The following is a 15,711-nucleotide window of genomic DNA, read 5'->3' as shown; positions in this document are numbered from 1 at the left end:
CCAACACTCCCAGGCTCGCTGCTCCAGCGGGCCTTGTAATCAGCCCTGTCATCCCCATATTTATTGCAATGCTTGCGCCTTTCCCCCATGGCGTGAATAATTTCCTTAGATGCCGGTAAATGTTCAGCGTCCGGCGAGACATGCATAAGAGGAACAGTTTGAACATAGACACTCGCGAAATCACCCTTGAACCCGCAGACAACGCCCGCCTGTTGAGCCTTTGCGGCCCCTTTGATGACAACATCAAACAGCTGGAACGTCGCCTCGGCATCGAAATTAACCGCCGTGATAACCACTTTAAGCTGACCGGTCGCCCCATTTGCGTCACCGCGGCGGCAGATATTTTACGTAGCCTGTACGTCGATACCGCCCCAATGCGCGGTCAGACGCAGGACATCGAGCCTGAACAAATTCATTTGGCGATCAAAGAAGCGCGTGTGCTTGAGCAAAGCGCAGACAGCGTGCCTGAATTTGGCAAAGCGGTGAACATCAAAACCAAGCGTGGAGTAATTAAGCCGCGTACACCGAACCAGGCACAGTACATTGCGAATATCCTCGACCACGACATCACCTTTGGCGTTGGCCCTGCGGGTACGGGTAAAACGTATCTCGCCGTTGCCGCTGCGGTCGATGCGCTTGAGCGTCAGGAGATCCGTCGCATTCTGCTGACCCGTCCGGCAGTGGAAGCGGGCGAAAAACTGGGATTCCTGCCAGGAGATCTCAGCCAGAAAGTCGATCCGTATTTACGACCGCTGTATGACGCGCTTTTCGAAATGCTCGGCTTTGAGAAAGTTGAAAAGCTGATTGAGCGTAACGTCATTGAAGTTGCGCCGCTGGCTTATATGCGCGGTCGTACGTTAAACGATGCGTTCATCATTCTTGATGAAAGCCAGAACACTACCATCGAACAGATGAAAATGTTCCTGACCCGTATCGGCTTTAACTCTAAAGCGGTCATCACAGGTGATATCACCCAGATTGACCTGCCGCGTAGCACCAAATCTGGTCTGCGTCATGCCATTGAAGTACTGGCTGAAGTCGACGAAATTAGTTTTAATTTCTTCCATAGCGAAGACGTGGTTCGCCACCCGGTGGTTGCCCGTATCGTCACGGCGTATGAAGCCTGGGAAGAAGCAGAACAGAAACGCAAAGCCGAGCAGGCTGCAGAACGCAAGCGCGAAGCTCAGGAGCAGGAACAAAAATGAGTCAGGTTATCCTCGATTTACAGCTGGCATGTGAAGACGAATCCGGTCTGCCAACAGAAAGTCAGTTTCAGGGCTGGCTGGATGCGGTGATCCCGCAGTTTCAGGAAGAATCAGAGGTGACCATTCGTCTGGTCGATGACGCGGAAAGCCACGAGCTGAACCTGACCTACCGCGGGAAAGATAAATCAACCAACGTGCTCTCATTCCCGTTTGAAGCCCCGCCGGGCATCGAGATGCCGCTGCTGGGCGATTTGATCATCTGCCGTCAGGTGGTTGAGAAAGAAGCGCAGGAGCAAGGCAAACCGCTTGAGGCCCACTGGGCGCACATGGTGGTGCATGGTAGCCTGCACTTACTCGGTTACGACCATATCGAAGATGATGAAGCGGAAGAGATGGAATCCCTCGAAACAGAGATTATGCTTGCTCTGGGCTATGAGGATCCGTACATTGCCGAGAAGATTGCAGAATAGTAGCTTGCCGGATGGCGGCGCTTGCGCCTTATCCGGCCTACATTCATGCCTTTCGTAGGCCTGATAAGCGTAGCGCCATCAGGCAAAACATGCCGTCAACTGCTGAGTATACGCATGACGCGCTTTGTATTAACTAACATGAGAACCCATACGACGCCATGAGCGACGACAATTCACACAGTAGTGACACCTTAAACAGCAAAAAGGGATTTTTTTCCCTGTTACTGAGCCAACTTTTCCACGGTGAACCGAAAAACCGCGACGAACTGTTGGAGCTGATCCGTGATTCCGGGCAAAACGATCTTATCGATGAAGATACGCGCGATATGCTCGAAGGGGTAATGGATATTGCGGACCAACGTGTTCGCGACATCATGATCCCTCGCTCCCAGATGATTACCCTGAAACGTAACCAAACTCTGGACGAATGCCTCGATGTCATTATCGAGTCTGCCCACTCGCGTTTCCCGGTAATTAGCGAAGACAAGGATCACATTGAAGGGATTCTGATGGCCAAAGATCTGCTGCCGTTTATGCGTAGCGATGCCGAAGCCTTCAGCATGGAGAAAGTGTTACGCCAGGCGGTTGTCGTCCCTGAAAGCAAGCGGGTTGACCGCATGCTGAAAGAGTTCCGCTCCCAGCGTTATCATATGGCTATCGTCATCGACGAGTTTGGCGGTGTCTCAGGTCTGGTGACCATTGAGGACATCCTTGAACTGATCGTCGGTGAAATTGAAGATGAGTACGACGAAGAAGACGATATTGATTTCCGTCAGCTCAGTCGCCACACCTGGACTATTCGCGCGCTGGCGCCAATTGAAGACTTCAACGAAGCTTTCGGCACGCATTTCAGCGATGAAGAAGTGGATACCATTGGCGGGTTGGTCATGCAGGCCTTCGGTCATCTGCCCGCGCGTGGAGAGACCATCGACATTGATGGTTACCAGTTCAAAGTGGCAATGGCCGACAGCCGTCGTATTATTCAGGTTCATGTCAGAATTCCGGACGACTCACCCCAGCCCAAACTGGACGAATAAACCCGAAACTGGATCTAAGACTACATGGCATTTGCCCCATTAATTGAACGCCAGCGCATTCGCCTGCTGCTGGCGTTATTATTCGGTGCCTGCGGGACACTGGCTTTCTCACCGTATGACATCTGGCCCGCTGCGATTGTTTCGCTGATGGGCCTGCAGGCTCTCACCTTCAACCGCCGCCCGCTCCAGTCTGCCGCTATCGGCTACTTCTGGGGACTGGGACTGTTTGGCTCAGGCATCAACTGGGTTTACGTCAGTATAGCGCAGTTTGGCGGTATGCCGGGCCCCGTAAACGTCTTCCTCGTGGTTCTGCTTGCAGCTTACCTTTCCCTCTACACGGGTCTGTTTGCCGGTGTTTTGGCGCGTCTGTGGCCGAAAGCCACCTGGATACGCGTAGCGATTGCCGCGCCGGTAGTCTGGCAAATCACTGAATTTCTGCGCGGCTGGGTACTGACAGGTTTCCCGTGGCTGCAGTTCGGCTACAGCCAGATCGACGGTCCGTTAAAAGGGCTGGCGCCGGTAATGGGCGTTGAGGCGATTAACTTCCTGCTGATGATGGTTAGCGGCCTGCTGGCGCTGGCGCTGGTAACACGTAACTGGAAGCCGCTGGCTGCCGCCGCAGTTCTTTTCGCTCTGCCCTTTCCGCTACGTTATATTCAGTGGTACACGCTTGAGCCAGAAAAAACCACCCAGGTTTCGATGGTGCAGGGTGACATTCCGCAGTCGCTTAAATGGGATGAAGGCCAGTTACTCAACACCCTGAAGATTTATCTCGACGCTACCCAGCCCGAGATGGGCAAATCACAGCTCATCATCTGGCCAGAATCCGCTATTCCTGACCTGGAAATTAACCAGCAGCGTTTTCTGAGTATGATGGATGACCTGCTGAAATCGAAAAACAGCACGCTGATTACCGGTATCGTGGACGCGCGTCTGAACAAGCAGAATCGTTACGACACCTACAACACCATCATCACGTTGGGTAAAGACAGTCCGTACAGCTACGACTCCAGCAACCGCTACAACAAAAACCATCTGGTACCGTTTGGCGAGTTTGTCCCGCTGGAATCAATCCTGCGCCCGCTGGCGCCATTCTTTGACCTGCCAATGTCTTCGTTCAGCCGCGGTCCGTATGTACAGCCACAGCTGCATGCACACGGCTTTAAGCTGACCGCAGCCATCTGCTACGAAATCATTCTTGGCGAACAGGTACGAGATAACTTCCGCCCGGATACGGACTATCTGCTGACTATCTCCAACGATGCATGGTTTGGTAAATCTATTGGTCCGTGGCAGCACTTCCAGATGGCGCGGATGCGTTCCCTCGAGCTGGCGCGACCTCTGCTGCGTAGCACCAACAACGGTATTACGGCGGTGATTGGTCCGCAGGGTGAAGTGCAGGCGATGATCCCGCAGTTTACCCGCCAGGTGCTGACCACCAGCGTGACGCCAACGACGGGCTTAACCCCTTATGCCCGTACCGGAAACTGGCCGCTCTGGCTGCTAACCGCGCTGTTTGGCTTTGGCGCAGTGGTAATGAGTCTGCGCCAGCGTCGCAAATAAACCAGTACCCCATCAAATGTAGGCCGGATAAGGCGGTACGCCGCCATCCGGCAGTTGTGCCGCATCGTGCCTGATGGCGCTACGCTTATCAGGCCTACTCCCCCCTTCCTCTCTTCCAATGCCCATTCTGGCACGTCTATTGCTTTGTTCTACAAGGCAAACGCTGTTTTGGCTGAATGTGCAACCTGGTCGCACCAAAGTTGAGCGCCGGTAGCACCTGAAAAGTGCAACAAGATATTTTTGCCCCCAAATGGTGCGGCGCACTTCGCAAAAATAAACAATAACACAGCAAATTCTTTACATTCATCCAAACTAAATGTTAACAAACACATACAAGACTGCACGTTTTAGTAGCAAACAATAACAACATCACAATGGGTATCAATGCGTCCCTGGCGCAGACGATAAAGGAGTTGGATATGCAATTACGTAAGCTCGCCACTGCCATGCTGGTCATGGGAATGTCCGCCGGTCTGGCGCACGCAGAAGACGCAGCACCAGCGGCAGGCAGCACGCTGGATAAGATCGCCAAAAATGGCGTGATCGTTGTCGGCCACCGTGAATCATCAGTACCGTTTTCTTACTACGATAATCAGCAAAAAGTGGTCGGTTATTCACAGGATTACTCCAACGCGATCGTTGACGCCGTGAAGAAAAAGCTGAACAAGCCTGATCTGCAGGTGAAACTGATCCCGATTACTTCTCAAAACCGTATCCCGCTGCTGCAAAACGGCACCTTCGATTTTGAATGTGGATCCACCACCAACAACGTCGAGCGCCAAAAACAAGCGGCTTTCTCTGACACCATTTTCGTTGTCGGCACCCGTCTGCTGGCGAAAAAAGGCGGCGACGTCAAAGATTTCGCCGATCTGAAAGGTAAAGCCGTAGTCGTGACTTCGGGTACCACCTCCGAAGTTCTGCTGCACAAGCTGAATGAAGAACAAAAAATGGATATGCGCATCATCAGCGCGAAAGACCACGGTGACTCTTTCCGTACTCTGGAAAGCGGTCGCGCCGTTGCCTTTATGATGGATGACGCCCTGCTGGCTGGCGAGCGCGCGAAAGCGAAGAAACCAGACAACTGGGAGATCGTCGGCAAGCCACAGTCTCAGGAAGCCTACGGCTGTATGTTGCGCAAAGATGATCCTGAGTTCAAAAAGCTGATGGACGACACTATCGCCAAGGCGCAAACCTCAGGCGAAGCTGAGAAATGGTTTGATAAGTGGTTTAAAAATCCAATTCCACCGAAGAACCTGAACATGAATTTCGAACTGTCAGACGAGATGAAAGCTCTGTTCAAAGAACCAAATGATAAAGCGCTTAACTAACTAAAATAAATGGGAGGCTTCCCCTCCCTCTCGATTGTTACTCGGCACGGACAGACTATAAGCCTGATGGTCGTTCCCCATCAGGCCTGAAAACCGCAAAACGCCGAATAACAATCTTCGAGGGTAGCGCTGCTACCCTTTTTTTTCTGGAGTAGATTTATGTCTATAGACTGGAACTGGGGTATTTTTTTACAACAAGCCCCGTTCGGCAACACCACCTATCTCGGCTGGCTCTGGAGTGGTTTCCAGGTCACTGTCGCGTTATCCATCACCGCCTGGATTATCGCTTTCCTCATAGGCTCTTTATTCGGCATCTTACGTACCGTTCCAAATCGTTTCCTTTCTGGGATCGGCACACTGTACGTTGAGCTGTTTCGTAACGTTCCGCTCATCGTCCAGTTTTTTACCTGGTATCTGGTTATTCCGGAACTGCTGCCGGAAAACATTGGGATGTGGTTCAAGGCTGAGTTGGATCCCAACATCCAGTTCTTCCTCTCATCGATGCTTTGTCTGGGGCTGTTTACCGCCGCGCGCGTCTGCGAACAGGTTCGCGCCGCAATTCAGTCTCTGCCTCGTGGGCAGAAAAACGCCGCACTGGCGATGGGGCTAACGTTGCCGCAGACCTACCGCTATGTTCTGTTGCCAAACGCCTACCGCGTGATTGTTCCGCCAATGACCTCAGAGATGATGAACCTGGTGAAGAACTCCGCTATCGCCTCCACCATCGGCCTGGTCGATATGGCGGCACAGGCGGGCAAACTGCTGGATTACTCCGCCCACGCATGGGAATCGTTTACCGCTATCACTCTGGCTTACGTCCTGATTAACGCCGTCATCATGCTGGTGATGAATCTCGTTGAACGTAAAATCCGCCTGCCTGGCAATTTGGGAGGCAAATAATGTACGAATTTGACTGGAGTTCTATCATCCCTTCCCTGCCGTATCTGCTGGATGGGTTAATCATCACGCTGAAAATCACCGTTACGGCGGTAGTCATTGGTATTGTCTGGGGAACCATCCTTGCAGTAATGCGTCTGTCCAGCTTCGCGCCGATTGCCTGGTTTGCGAAAGGCTACGTCAACGTATTTCGTTCTATTCCGCTGGTCATGGTGCTGCTGTGGTTCTACCTGATTGTGCCCGGCTTCCTGCAAAACGTACTGGGTCTGTCGCCAAAAACCGATATTCGCCTGATCTCAGCAATGGTCGCGTTTTCGATGTTTGAAGCCGCGTACTATTCCGAGATTATCCGTGCCGGTATCCAGAGTATTTCTCGTGGGCAATCCAGCGCCGCGCTGGCTCTGGGGATGACCCACTGGCAGTCGATGAAGCTCATTATTCTGCCGCAGGCATTCCGCGCGATGGTACCGCTGCTGCTAACCCAGGGCATCGTACTCTTCCAGGATACCTCGCTGGTCTATGTATTAAGTCTGGCAGACTTCTTCCGTACCGCCTCTACCATTGGCGAGCGTGACGGCACACAGGTTGAAATGATCCTGTTTGCTGGCGCCGTTTATTTTGTATTCAGTCTGAGCGCATCGTTGTTGGTCAGCTATTTGAAGAAAAGGACAGTTTAATGATTACCCTGAAAAATGTTTCTAAATGGTATGGTCACTTTCAGGTGCTGACCGACTGCTCCACGGAAGTGAAAAAAGGTGAAGTGGTGGTGGTCTGCGGCCCGTCAGGCTCAGGTAAATCAACGCTTATCAAAACGGTGAACGGGCTGGAGCCGGTACAACAGGGCGTCATCACCGTTGATGGTACCGTGGTGAATGATAAAAAAACCGATCTGGCCAAACTGCGCTCTCGCGTTGGTATGGTGTTCCAGCACTTTGAACTGTTCCCTCACCTGTCGATCATTGAGAACCTGACTCTGGCGCAGGTAAAAGTGCTCAAGCGCGATAAAAAGCCGGCCCGCGACAAAGCGCAAAAGTTACTGGAACGCGTTGGTCTGTCAGCACATGCCGAAAAGTTTCCAGCTCAGCTCTCAGGGGGTCAGCAACAGCGTGTCGCTATCGCCCGGGCGCTGTGCATGGATCCTATCGCCATGCTGTTTGACGAGCCGACGTCGGCGCTTGATCCTGAAATGATCAACGAAGTACTGGACGTTATGGTTGAACTGGCCAATGAAGGGATGACCATGATGGTGGTAACCCACGAAATGGGCTTTGCGCGTAAAGTGGCGAACCGGGTGATCTTCATGGATGAAGGGAAAATTGTTGAAGACTCACCGAAAGAAGAGTTCTTCGCTAATCCGAAATCGGACCGCGCCAAAGACTTCCTCGCGAAAATACTGCACTAATCTTGCTGGCGCGCACCTCCATGTGCGCGCCACCTCACGCTTTATCTCTTCGCCTCTCGAAACACATACAGCCCAGCGTTAACCTTGTCACAAAGTCCCACTTACAAGGAGCAACAATGGCACTCCCTATCCTGTTTGATTGCGATCCGGGTCATGATGACGCTATCGCAATTGTGCTCGCCCTCGCCTCACCAGAACTGGATGTGAAAGCGATAACCTCATCAGCCGGTAACCAGACACCAGACAAAACACTGCGTAACGTGTTGCGCATGTTAACGTTGCTCAACCGTACGGATATACCAGTAGCTGGTGGCGCAGTGAAACCACTAATGCGCGATCTGATTATCGCCGATAACGTTCACGGCGAGAGTGGGCTGGATGGCCCGGCGCTGCCGGAACCCGCTTTTGCGCCACAAGACTGTACCGCCGTGGAACTGATGGCGAAAACCCTGCGTGAAAGCCCGGAACCGATGACGATTGTCTCCACCGGGCCGCAAACTAACGTCGCATTGCTCCTGAATAGCCATCCTGAGCTGCACGCCAAAATCGCCCGTATCGTGATTATGGGTGGTGCGATGGGCCTCGGAAACTGGACGCCCGCCGCCGAGTTCAACATCTTCGTGGATCCCGAAGCCGCCGAAATCGTATTCCAGTCGGGTATTCCGGTGGTAATGGCAGGGCTTGACGTCACGCATAAAGCGCAAATACATCGGGAAGATACCGAACGATTCCGCGCTATCGGCAATCCTATTTCGACGATCGTGGCTGAACTACTCGACTTCTTCTTTGAGTATCACAAAGATGAAAAATGGGGATTCATCGGCGCACCGCTGCATGACCCATGCACCATTGCCTGGCTACTGAAACCTGAACTGTTTACCACCATTGAACGCTGGGTTGGCGTGGAAACTCAGGGTAAATATACCCAAGGAATGACCGTGGTGGATTACTACTTCCTGAGCGGCAATAAGCCAAACGCCACCGTAATGGTAGACGTGGATCGTCAAGGGTTTGTCGATTTGCTGGCAGAACGGCTGAAGTTTTACGCCTAATACACGCCGGATGGCGCTAACGCTTATCCGGCCTACAAAATCGTGCAATTTGTAGGCCGGATAAGACGCTTTGCGTCGCCATCCGGCAAAAAGCGATCACGGCTCAAACGGTCGGCGCTGGAACTGATCGTGTCCGCATTTTGGACACAGCGGCAGCACATCCGGGGTGTAAACCGCTAAATGGAAGTGGCACTTCTCGCAGACCAGATTACCTAATCCGACCACCTCACCGCTGTGATAAACCCCGTGATGACTGAGATCCTGGAACACTTCTCGCCATTCGAGCTGCGTTTTATCGGTAATATCGGCCAGTTCCTGCCAGATACTCTCCTTGATAACCCGCATAAAGACGCTGTCTGTCTCCTCATCGAGACTTTCTTCATAGCTCAGAGCAAACTCTTCCAGGTCACGTCTGACGGCCCGGGTGAGCTCTTCCACCTCGGTTCGCGTTAACTCCCCGGTCTGCATAACTCGTTGACGCGCTTGCTCCACCAACGCATCAATATCGCGTTCGCCATTACGCAGACGTTCGCTCAGTGAAGCCACCAGTTCACGGTAATATTGAGCAACCTTGTTCATCGCTTCGCCTCCTGGGTCGTTAACTGTCTATAATAATAGACGTTATTTACGCTACGCTTTGCAAGACTGTCCACAGAGTGTGTAAATTCGTGCAAGAATTATCCTTGCGGGAATTCAACGCTGAATGCGCGAAAGGCTGTTTTGGCGCGGGCGTTTGGGCTATGCTATGCGGATCTGAAACACCACATCTAGAGCTACGTTTGTAGCTGTATTGAAAACAGGACCACTGGCTGCCATGCAAGAGCAATACCGCCCGGAAGAGATAGAATCCAAAGTACAGCTTCACTGGGATGAGAAGCGCACATTTGAAGTTACCGAAGACGAGAGCAAAGAGAAGTATTACTGCCTGTCTATGCTTCCCTATCCTTCTGGTCGACTACACATGGGCCACGTACGTAACTACACCATCGGTGACGTGATCGCCCGCTACCAGCGCATGCTGGGCAAAAACGTACTGCAGCCAATTGGCTGGGATGCGTTCGGTCTGCCTGCAGAAGGCGCTGCGGTTAAAAACAATACCGCGCCAGCACCATGGACGTACGACAACATCGCATACATGAAAAACCAGCTCAAAATGCTGGGTTTCGGTTACGACTGGAGCCGTGAGCTGGCGACCTGCACCCCAGAATACTACCGTTGGGAACAGAAATTTTTCACCGAGCTGTACAAAAAAGGCCTGGTGTATAAGAAAACGTCTGCGGTCAACTGGTGCCCGAACGACCAGACCGTACTGGCGAACGAACAGGTTATCGACGGCTGCTGCTGGCGTTGCGATACCAAAGTCGAGCGTAAAGAGATCCCACAGTGGTTCATCAAAATCACCGCTTACGCTGACGAACTGCTGCGTGACCTGGATAACCTGGATCACTGGCCTGACACCGTGAAAACGATGCAGCGCAACTGGATTGGCCGTTCTGAAGGCGTGGAAATCACCTTCGATGTGAACGGTTACGACAACACGCTAACCGTTTACACCACCCGCCCGGACACCTTTATGGGTGCGACCTATCTGGCCGTTGCCGCAGGTCACCCGCTGGCGCAGAAAGCTGCTGCAAATAATCCAGAACTGGCCGCCTTCATTGACGAATGCCGCAACACCAAGGTTGCTGAAGCCGAAATGGCAACCATGGAGAAGAAAGGCGTCGACACGGGCTTTAAAGCCGTTCACCCGCTGACTGGCGAAGAAATCCCCGTTTGGGCGGCAAACTTCGTCCTGATGGAATACGGTACGGGCGCAGTCATGGCCGTTCCGGGCCACGATCAGCGCGATTACGAGTTTGCGACAAAATATGGCCTGACCATCAAGCCAGTAATTCTGACCGCTGAAGGCGCAGAGCCGGATCTGTCCGAACAAGCTCTGACCGAAAAAGGCGTGCTGTTTAACTCCGGCGAGTTTGACGGCCTCGGCTTCGAAGCTGCCTTCAACGCCATTGCTGACAAGCTGGTAGCGAAAGGCGTGGGTGAACGTAAAGTGAACTACCGTCTGCGTGACTGGGGTGTTTCCCGTCAGCGTTACTGGGGGGCGCCAATTCCGATGGTGACGTTGGAAGACGGTACCGTACTGCCGACGCCAGAAGATCAGTTGCCGGTTATTCTGCCGGAAGACGTGGTTATGGACGGCATCACCAGCCCAATAAAAGCCGATCCGGAGTGGGCAAAAACCACCGTTAACGGCATGCCTGCGCTGCGCGAAACCGACACCTTCGATACCTTTATGGAATCCTCCTGGTACTACGCGCGCTATACCTGCCCGCAGTACAACGAAGGGATGCTGGATCCAGAAGCCGCAAACTACTGGCTGCCAGTTGATATCTACATTGGTGGTATTGAACACGCCATCATGCACCTGCTCTACTTCCGCTTCTTCCACAAGCTGATGCGCGATGCGGGCATGGTCAACTCTGACGAACCGGCCAAACAGCTGCTGTGCCAGGGTATGGTGCTGGCTGATGCGTTCTATTACGTTGGTGCAAACGGCGAGCGTAACTGGGTTTCTCCGGTTGATGCCATCGTTGAGCGCGACGAAAAAGGTCGTATCGTCAAAGCTCAGGACGCAGAAGGCCATGAACTGGTCTATACCGGCATGAGCAAAATGTCCAAGTCGAAAAATAACGGTATCGACCCGCAGGTCATGGTTGAACGTTACGGCGCTGACACGGTACGTCTGTTCATGATGTTCGCTTCTCCGGCTGATATGACGCTGGAATGGCAAGAATCCGGCGTTGAAGGGGCGAACCGCTTCCTGAAACGTGTATGGAAGCTGGTTTACGAACATACTTCCAAAGGCGATGTTGCTGCCCTGAACGTTGATGCGTTGAGCGAAGACCAAAAAGCGCTGCGTCGCGACGTACATAAAACCATTGCTAAAGTTACCGATGATATCGGTCGTCGTCAGACCTTTAACACCGCAATTGCGGCGATTATGGAGCTGATGAACAAGCTGGCGAAAGCACCGCAGGAAGACGAACAAGACAGAGCCCTGATGCAGGAAGCGTTACTGGCCGTCGTTCGCATGCTGAACCCGTTCACCCCACACGTTTGTTTCACGATGTGGGAAGCACTGAAAGGCGAAGGCGATATCGACAACGCACCGTGGCCGGTGGCGGACGAAGCCGCAATGGTTGAAGACTCGACGCTGGTTGTGGTTCAGGTGAACGGTAAGGTCCGTGGCAAAATTACCGTTCCGGTAAATGCGACAGAAGAACAGGTTCGTGAACGTGCTGGCCAGGAGCATCTGGTGGCAAAATATCTTGATGGCGTTACCGTACGTAAAGTGATTTATGTACCGGGTAAACTCCTCAATCTGGTCGTTGGCTAAGCGCGGGAGGAAGCGTGCGACTTCTGACAACATTGTTGTTATCTCTGGCGGTGCTTGTCACCGCCGGATGTGGATGGCATCTGCGTAATACTACGCAGGTCCCACCCTCAATGAAAACCATGATTCTGGACTCTGGGGATCCAAACGGCCCATTAAGCCGCGCGGTTCGTAATCAGCTGCGTCTGAACGGCGTTACGCTGCTAGAGGACGGCTCAATGCGTAAAGATGTGACGTCCTTACGTCTGGGCGCGGTCAGCATATCGCAAGATACGGCGTCGGTATTCCAGAACGGTCAAACGGCTGAATACCAGATGGTGATGTTCGTGAGTGCTACTGTGCTGATTCCAGGTCATGATATTTATCCAATCACTGCCAAAGTTTATCGTTCGTTCTTTGACAACCCACAGGCTGCACTGGCGAAAGATAACGAGCAGGACATGATCATCAAAGAGATGTATGACAAAGCGGCTGAACAGTTAATTCGTAAGCTGCCAAGCGTACATCTGGCCGATACTCTGTCATCCAATGCTGATGATGATGCTAAGCCAGCGGCGACAAAAGCCGCAGAGCCTGCGTCATCTCCGGCGCGTGTTTCCACCACGCTGGGTAACTGATGCTCAAGTTGTACCCTGAACAACTCCGCGCACAGCTCAATGAAGGGCTGCGCGCGGCGTATTTGCTCTTAGGTAACGATCCTCTCTTATTGCAGGAAAGCCAGGACGCTATCCGTCAGGCAGCAGCAACGCAAGGATTCGAAGAACACCACGCTTTCACCCTGGACAATAGCACCGACTGGGGAGAGATTTTTTCACTCTGCCAGGCGATGAGCCTGTTTGCCAGCCGTCAAACCCTACTTTTGCAGTTGCCTGAAAATGGCCCCAATGCCGCCATTAACGAACAGCTCGCTTCACTCGTCACACTGCTACATGACGACCTGCTGCTGATTGTTCGCGGCAACAAACTGACTAAAGCGCAGGAAAACGCCGCATGGTATACCGGACTTGCCAATAATGCGGTGCAGGTAAGCTGCCAGACGCCGGAGCAAGCACAGCTTCCTCGTTGGGTCGCTGCCAGGGCGAAGCTTAACAATCTACAACTGGATGACGCAGCCAATCAGCTGTTGTGCTATTGCTATGAAGGTAATCTGTTAGCGCTGGCGCAAGCGCTGGAACGGCTAGCGTTGCTTTGGCCTGATGGCAAACTAACGCTGCCTCGCGTGGAGAAAGCCGTTAACGATGCCGCGCACTTTACCCCGTTCCATTGGGTGGATGCGCTGCTGATGGGCAAAAGCAAACGCGCGCTGCACATTCTGCAACAGTTACGTCTGGAAGGCAGTGAGCCGGTTATTTTGCTACGTACGATACAGCGCGAATTACTGCTGTTGGTCAACTTAAAACGGCAGTCAGCCCATACGCCTTTGCGCTCGTTGTTTGATAAACACCGGGTGTGGCAAAATCGCCGGGGTATGATGGGAGACGCGCTAAACCGGCTGAATCCTGCGCAGTTGCGTCAGGCGGTAACGTTGTTAACGCGTACGGAAATTACGCTTAAACAAGACTATGGTCAGTCAGTGTGGGCGGAACTTGAGGGGCTTTCCCTTTTGCTCTGCCATAAATCGCTGGCCGATGTTTTTATTGATGGTTGATATGAAATCATTGCAGGCTCTGTTCGGTGGCACCTTTGATCCGGTGCATTATGGTCATCTTAAACCAGTTGAAATTCTGGCGAATCTGATTGGCCTTTCCCGGGTCATTATCATGCCCAATAACGTGCCGCCGCATCGTGCGCAACCCGAAGCGTCCGGCGAACAACGTCAACGCATGGTTGAACTGGCCATTGCCGATAAGCCGCTGTTCTCCCTTGATGAACGCGAACTGAAACGCGATACCGCCTCCTACACCGCACAAACGCTCAAAGAGTGGCGCGAGGAGCAAGGACCGGAAGTACCGTTAGCGTTTATTATTGGCCAGGACTCACTGCTTACCTTTCCGTCCTGGCATGACTACGACACGATTCTGGGTAACACCCACCTCATTGTCTGCCGACGTCCGGGCTATCCGCTCGAAATGGCGCAGGAAAAGCACCAGCAGTGGCTGGAGGATCATCTGACCCATTCGCCAGATGACCTGCACAACTTGCCTTGCGGGAAAATTTATCTGGCTGAAACGCCGTGGTTTAACATCTCCGCCACGCTCATCCGTGAGCGTCTGGAAAAAGGCGAGCCGTGCGACGACCTGATGCCAGCTGCAGTGCTTGACTATATCAATCAGCAAGGGTTGTACCGCTAAGCACCTTGTGTAAAGCCGCCAACAGGCGGTTATTCTCTTCCTGGCTGCGAACGGCTACCCGATAATAGCGCGCATCCAGCCCCGGATAATTAGCACAACTGCGAATCAAGACATGTTGCTCCAGCATTGCGCGTTGCAGATCAAAATCCGCCCGCTCGGAGCGCAATAAGCGATAATTTGCCCTGCCAGGATACACCGTCAGGCCGGGCAGTTCTTTCAACTGCCGATCAAACCTCGCACCCTCTTGCTCCAGCCACTTCCACGTTGCCTGCTGATATGCGCTGTCGTGTAAAATAATCTCGCCTGCCAGTGCAGCAAATGCGTTAATTGACCACGGCATTTGTCGACGGCGCATCTGTGCAACAGCCTGTTCATTACTGTTGACCAGATACCCCAACCGGAGCCCCGGTATCGCATAGAACTTGGTGAGAGAGCGCAGCACCCAAATATGCGGGTTATCACGAAGCAGCGGAATAAACCCCGGCTCCCCGGCAATAAAATCGATAAACGCTTCATCAAGGATCAGATTGATCCCAAGCAACTCACAACGCGCGGCTATTTCGCGCAGCAGGCGGTTATCTGGCAGCAAGCCAGTGGGATTGTTGGGCGTACAGAGAAGCAGGCAGTCCAGCTCTGAGGTTAACGCATCGATGATTGCATCAGTAAGCTGCCAACCATCGTCTTCGCGTAGCGCAAACTCATGGATCGTACAGTCTTCCCATTGCAGCGCCCGACGATATTCAGCAAACCCGGGCGTCACGATCATCGCATGGCGTGGTTTAAGATCTTGCACCAAAGTGAAAATCGACTCAGTCTCGCCGTTTCCGGCAAGTATCCATGAGGCAGGAATCTGATGATGCTCCGCCAGCGCCGCATGCAGTTTAGCGTAATCAACATCCGGGTAATGCTCCGCGCAGTCCAGGTTGTCGACGATCGCGCGTTTTAAACTTGCCGGCATACCCAGCGGATTAATATTCGCGCTAAAATCCAACAATTGCTCAGGCGAGATGCCCAACAGTTCGGCGGCTTCTCGGGTATTGCCACCATGCGCGCTCTTCAATAAAGACATCGT

General features: G+C 52.9%; 15 protein-coding genes. 13 read left to right on the top strand and 2 right to left on the bottom strand.

Annotated features, from left to right (window positions below; genetic code table 11):
• The first annotated feature begins 158 nt into the window (after window positions 1–158).
• The 9 genes from OGY37_RS13095 to rihA all read left to right on the top strand — a co-directional run bounded on the left by OGY37_RS13095 (window position 159) and on the right by rihA (window position 8,954).
• On the top strand, window positions 159–1,205 hold the full coding sequence (locus OGY37_RS13095; protein ID WP_003022776.1) for a PhoH family protein: 1,047 nt from the start codon (window positions 159–161) through the stop codon (window positions 1,203–1,205).
• Window positions 1,202–1,675: an rRNA maturation RNase YbeY gene (gene ybeY, locus OGY37_RS13090; RefSeq protein ID WP_003022773.1), complete on the top strand. Its 474-nt coding sequence runs from the start codon at window positions 1,202–1,204 to the stop codon at window positions 1,673–1,675. Before OGY37_RS13095 ends, ybeY begins: the two co-directional genes overlap by 4 nt.
• A 158-nt stretch (window positions 1,676–1,833) precedes the next feature.
• Window positions 1,834–2,712 carry a CNNM family magnesium/cobalt transport protein CorC gene (corC, locus tag OGY37_RS13085; RefSeq protein WP_003022770.1) on the top strand — a complete coding sequence of 293 codons (879 nt, stop codon included), beginning with the start codon at window positions 1,834–1,836 and terminating at the stop codon, window positions 2,710–2,712.
• A 24-nt stretch (window positions 2,713–2,736) separates the two neighbouring features.
• Window positions 2,737–4,275 (top strand): apolipoprotein N-acyltransferase, encoded by a 1,539-nt coding sequence (lnt, locus tag OGY37_RS13080; protein WP_286546734.1) that lies wholly within the window; start codon window positions 2,737–2,739, stop codon window positions 4,273–4,275.
• A gap of 419 nt (window positions 4,276–4,694) precedes the next feature.
• Window positions 4,695–5,603, top strand: a complete 909-nt coding sequence (gltI, locus tag OGY37_RS13075) for a glutamate/aspartate ABC transporter substrate-binding protein GltI (RefSeq protein ID WP_003831318.1) — start codon at window positions 4,695–4,697, stop codon at window positions 5,601–5,603.
• Between the two features lie 159 nt (window positions 5,604–5,762).
• Window positions 5,763–6,503: a glutamate/aspartate ABC transporter permease GltJ gene (gltJ, locus tag OGY37_RS13070; RefSeq protein ID WP_275396606.1), complete on the top strand. Its 741-nt coding sequence runs from the start codon at window positions 5,763–5,765 to the stop codon at window positions 6,501–6,503.
• On the top strand, window positions 6,503–7,177 hold the full coding sequence (gene gltK / locus OGY37_RS13065) for a glutamate/aspartate ABC transporter permease GltK (RefSeq protein ID WP_003831315.1): 675 nt from the start codon (window positions 6,503–6,505) through the stop codon (window positions 7,175–7,177). The genes gltJ and gltK overlap by 1 nt, the downstream gene beginning before the upstream one ends.
• Window positions 7,177–7,902, top strand: a complete 726-nt coding sequence (gene gltL, locus OGY37_RS13060; RefSeq protein ID WP_003022754.1) for a glutamate/aspartate ABC transporter ATP-binding protein GltL — start codon at window positions 7,177–7,179, stop codon at window positions 7,900–7,902. Before gltK ends, gltL begins: the two co-directional genes overlap by 1 nt.
• 116 nt (window positions 7,903–8,018) lie before the next feature.
• Window positions 8,019–8,954, top strand: a complete 936-nt coding sequence (gene rihA / locus OGY37_RS13055) for a pyrimidine-specific ribonucleoside hydrolase RihA (protein ID WP_148362266.1) — start codon at window positions 8,019–8,021, stop codon at window positions 8,952–8,954.
• A 96-nt stretch (window positions 8,955–9,050) separates the two neighbouring features.
• Here the strand turns inward: rihA and OGY37_RS13050 are convergent, their stop codons facing one another.
• Window positions 9,051–9,533 carry a zinc ribbon-containing protein gene (locus tag OGY37_RS13050; RefSeq protein ID WP_003022748.1) on the bottom strand — a complete coding sequence of 161 codons (483 nt, stop codon included), beginning with the start codon at window positions 9,531–9,533 and terminating at the stop codon, window positions 9,051–9,053.
• A gap of 235 nt (window positions 9,534–9,768) precedes the next feature.
• Between OGY37_RS13050 and leuS the strand changes: the two genes are divergently transcribed.
• From leuS to nadD, 4 genes are read left to right on the top strand one after another with little or no spacing between them, the layout of a single operon-like run.
• Window positions 9,769–12,351 carry a leucine--tRNA ligase gene (gene leuS / locus OGY37_RS13045; protein ID WP_003831305.1) on the top strand — a complete coding sequence of 861 codons (2,583 nt, stop codon included), beginning with the start codon at window positions 9,769–9,771 and terminating at the stop codon, window positions 12,349–12,351.
• 14 nt (window positions 12,352–12,365) lie between these two features.
• Window positions 12,366–12,965 (top strand): LPS assembly lipoprotein LptE, encoded by a 600-nt coding sequence (lptE, locus tag OGY37_RS13040; RefSeq protein ID WP_286620973.1) that lies wholly within the window; start codon window positions 12,366–12,368, stop codon window positions 12,963–12,965.
• Window positions 12,965–13,996, top strand: coding sequence for a DNA polymerase III subunit delta (holA, locus tag OGY37_RS13035; protein WP_126318843.1), 1,032 nt, complete (start codon window positions 12,965–12,967; stop codon window positions 13,994–13,996). Before lptE ends, holA begins: the two co-directional genes overlap by 1 nt.
• A gap of 1 nt (window position 13,997) precedes the next feature.
• Window positions 13,998–14,639 carry a nicotinate-nucleotide adenylyltransferase gene (nadD, locus tag OGY37_RS13030; protein ID WP_122973951.1) on the top strand — a complete coding sequence of 214 codons (642 nt, stop codon included), beginning with the start codon at window positions 13,998–14,000 and terminating at the stop codon, window positions 14,637–14,639.
• On the opposite strand, the gene cobD is transcribed toward nadD, so the two are convergent.
• Window positions 14,614–15,708, bottom strand: a complete 1,095-nt coding sequence (cobD, locus tag OGY37_RS13025; RefSeq protein ID WP_286620972.1) for a threonine-phosphate decarboxylase CobD — start codon at window positions 15,706–15,708, stop codon at window positions 14,614–14,616. The two genes, nadD and cobD, sit on opposite strands and share 26 nt — an antisense overlap.
• Window positions 15,709–15,711: the final 3 nt, after the last annotated feature.

It is taken from the genome of Citrobacter sp. Cpo030 (assembly GCF_030333005.1).
GTDB lineage: Bacteria > Pseudomonadota > Gammaproteobacteria > Enterobacterales > Enterobacteriaceae > Citrobacter > Citrobacter portucalensis.
Note: the sequence above shows the minus strand (reverse complement) of the source record. Positions and strands in the feature narration are given on the sequence as shown.

Excerpts from the sequence above, each read along its gene's own strand:
- ybeY (WP_003022773.1), top strand. The coding sequence starts at position 1,202 with ATGAGTCAGGTTATCCTCGATTTACAGCTGGCATGTGAAGACGAATCC.
- corC (WP_003022770.1), top strand. The coding sequence starts at position 1,834 with ATGAGCGACGACAATTCACACAGTAGTGACACCTTAAACAGCAAAAAG.
- lnt (WP_286546734.1), top strand. The coding sequence starts at position 2,737 with ATGGCATTTGCCCCATTAATTGAACGCCAGCGCATTCGCCTGCTGCTG.
- gltI (WP_003831318.1), top strand. The coding sequence starts at position 4,695 with ATGCAATTACGTAAGCTCGCCACTGCCATGCTGGTCATGGGAATGTCC.
- gltJ (WP_275396606.1), top strand. The coding sequence starts at position 5,763 with ATGTCTATAGACTGGAACTGGGGTATTTTTTTACAACAAGCCCCGTTC.
- gltK (WP_003831315.1), top strand. The coding sequence starts at position 6,503 with ATGTACGAATTTGACTGGAGTTCTATCATCCCTTCCCTGCCGTATCTG.
- gltL (WP_003022754.1), top strand. The coding sequence starts at position 7,177 with ATGATTACCCTGAAAAATGTTTCTAAATGGTATGGTCACTTTCAGGTG.
- rihA (WP_148362266.1), top strand. The coding sequence starts at position 8,019 with ATGGCACTCCCTATCCTGTTTGATTGCGATCCGGGTCATGATGACGCT.
- OGY37_RS13050 (WP_003022748.1), bottom strand. The coding sequence starts at position 9,533 with ATGAACAAGGTTGCTCAATATTACCGTGAACTGGTGGCTTCACTGAGC.
- leuS (WP_003831305.1), top strand. The coding sequence starts at position 9,769 with ATGCAAGAGCAATACCGCCCGGAAGAGATAGAATCCAAAGTACAGCTT.
- holA (WP_126318843.1), top strand. The coding sequence starts at position 12,965 with ATGCTCAAGTTGTACCCTGAACAACTCCGCGCACAGCTCAATGAAGGG.
- nadD (WP_122973951.1), top strand. The coding sequence starts at position 13,998 with ATGAAATCATTGCAGGCTCTGTTCGGTGGCACCTTTGATCCGGTGCAT.
- cobD (WP_286620972.1), bottom strand. The coding sequence starts at position 15,708 with ATGTCTTTATTGAAGAGCGCGCATGGTGGCAATACCCGAGAAGCCGCC.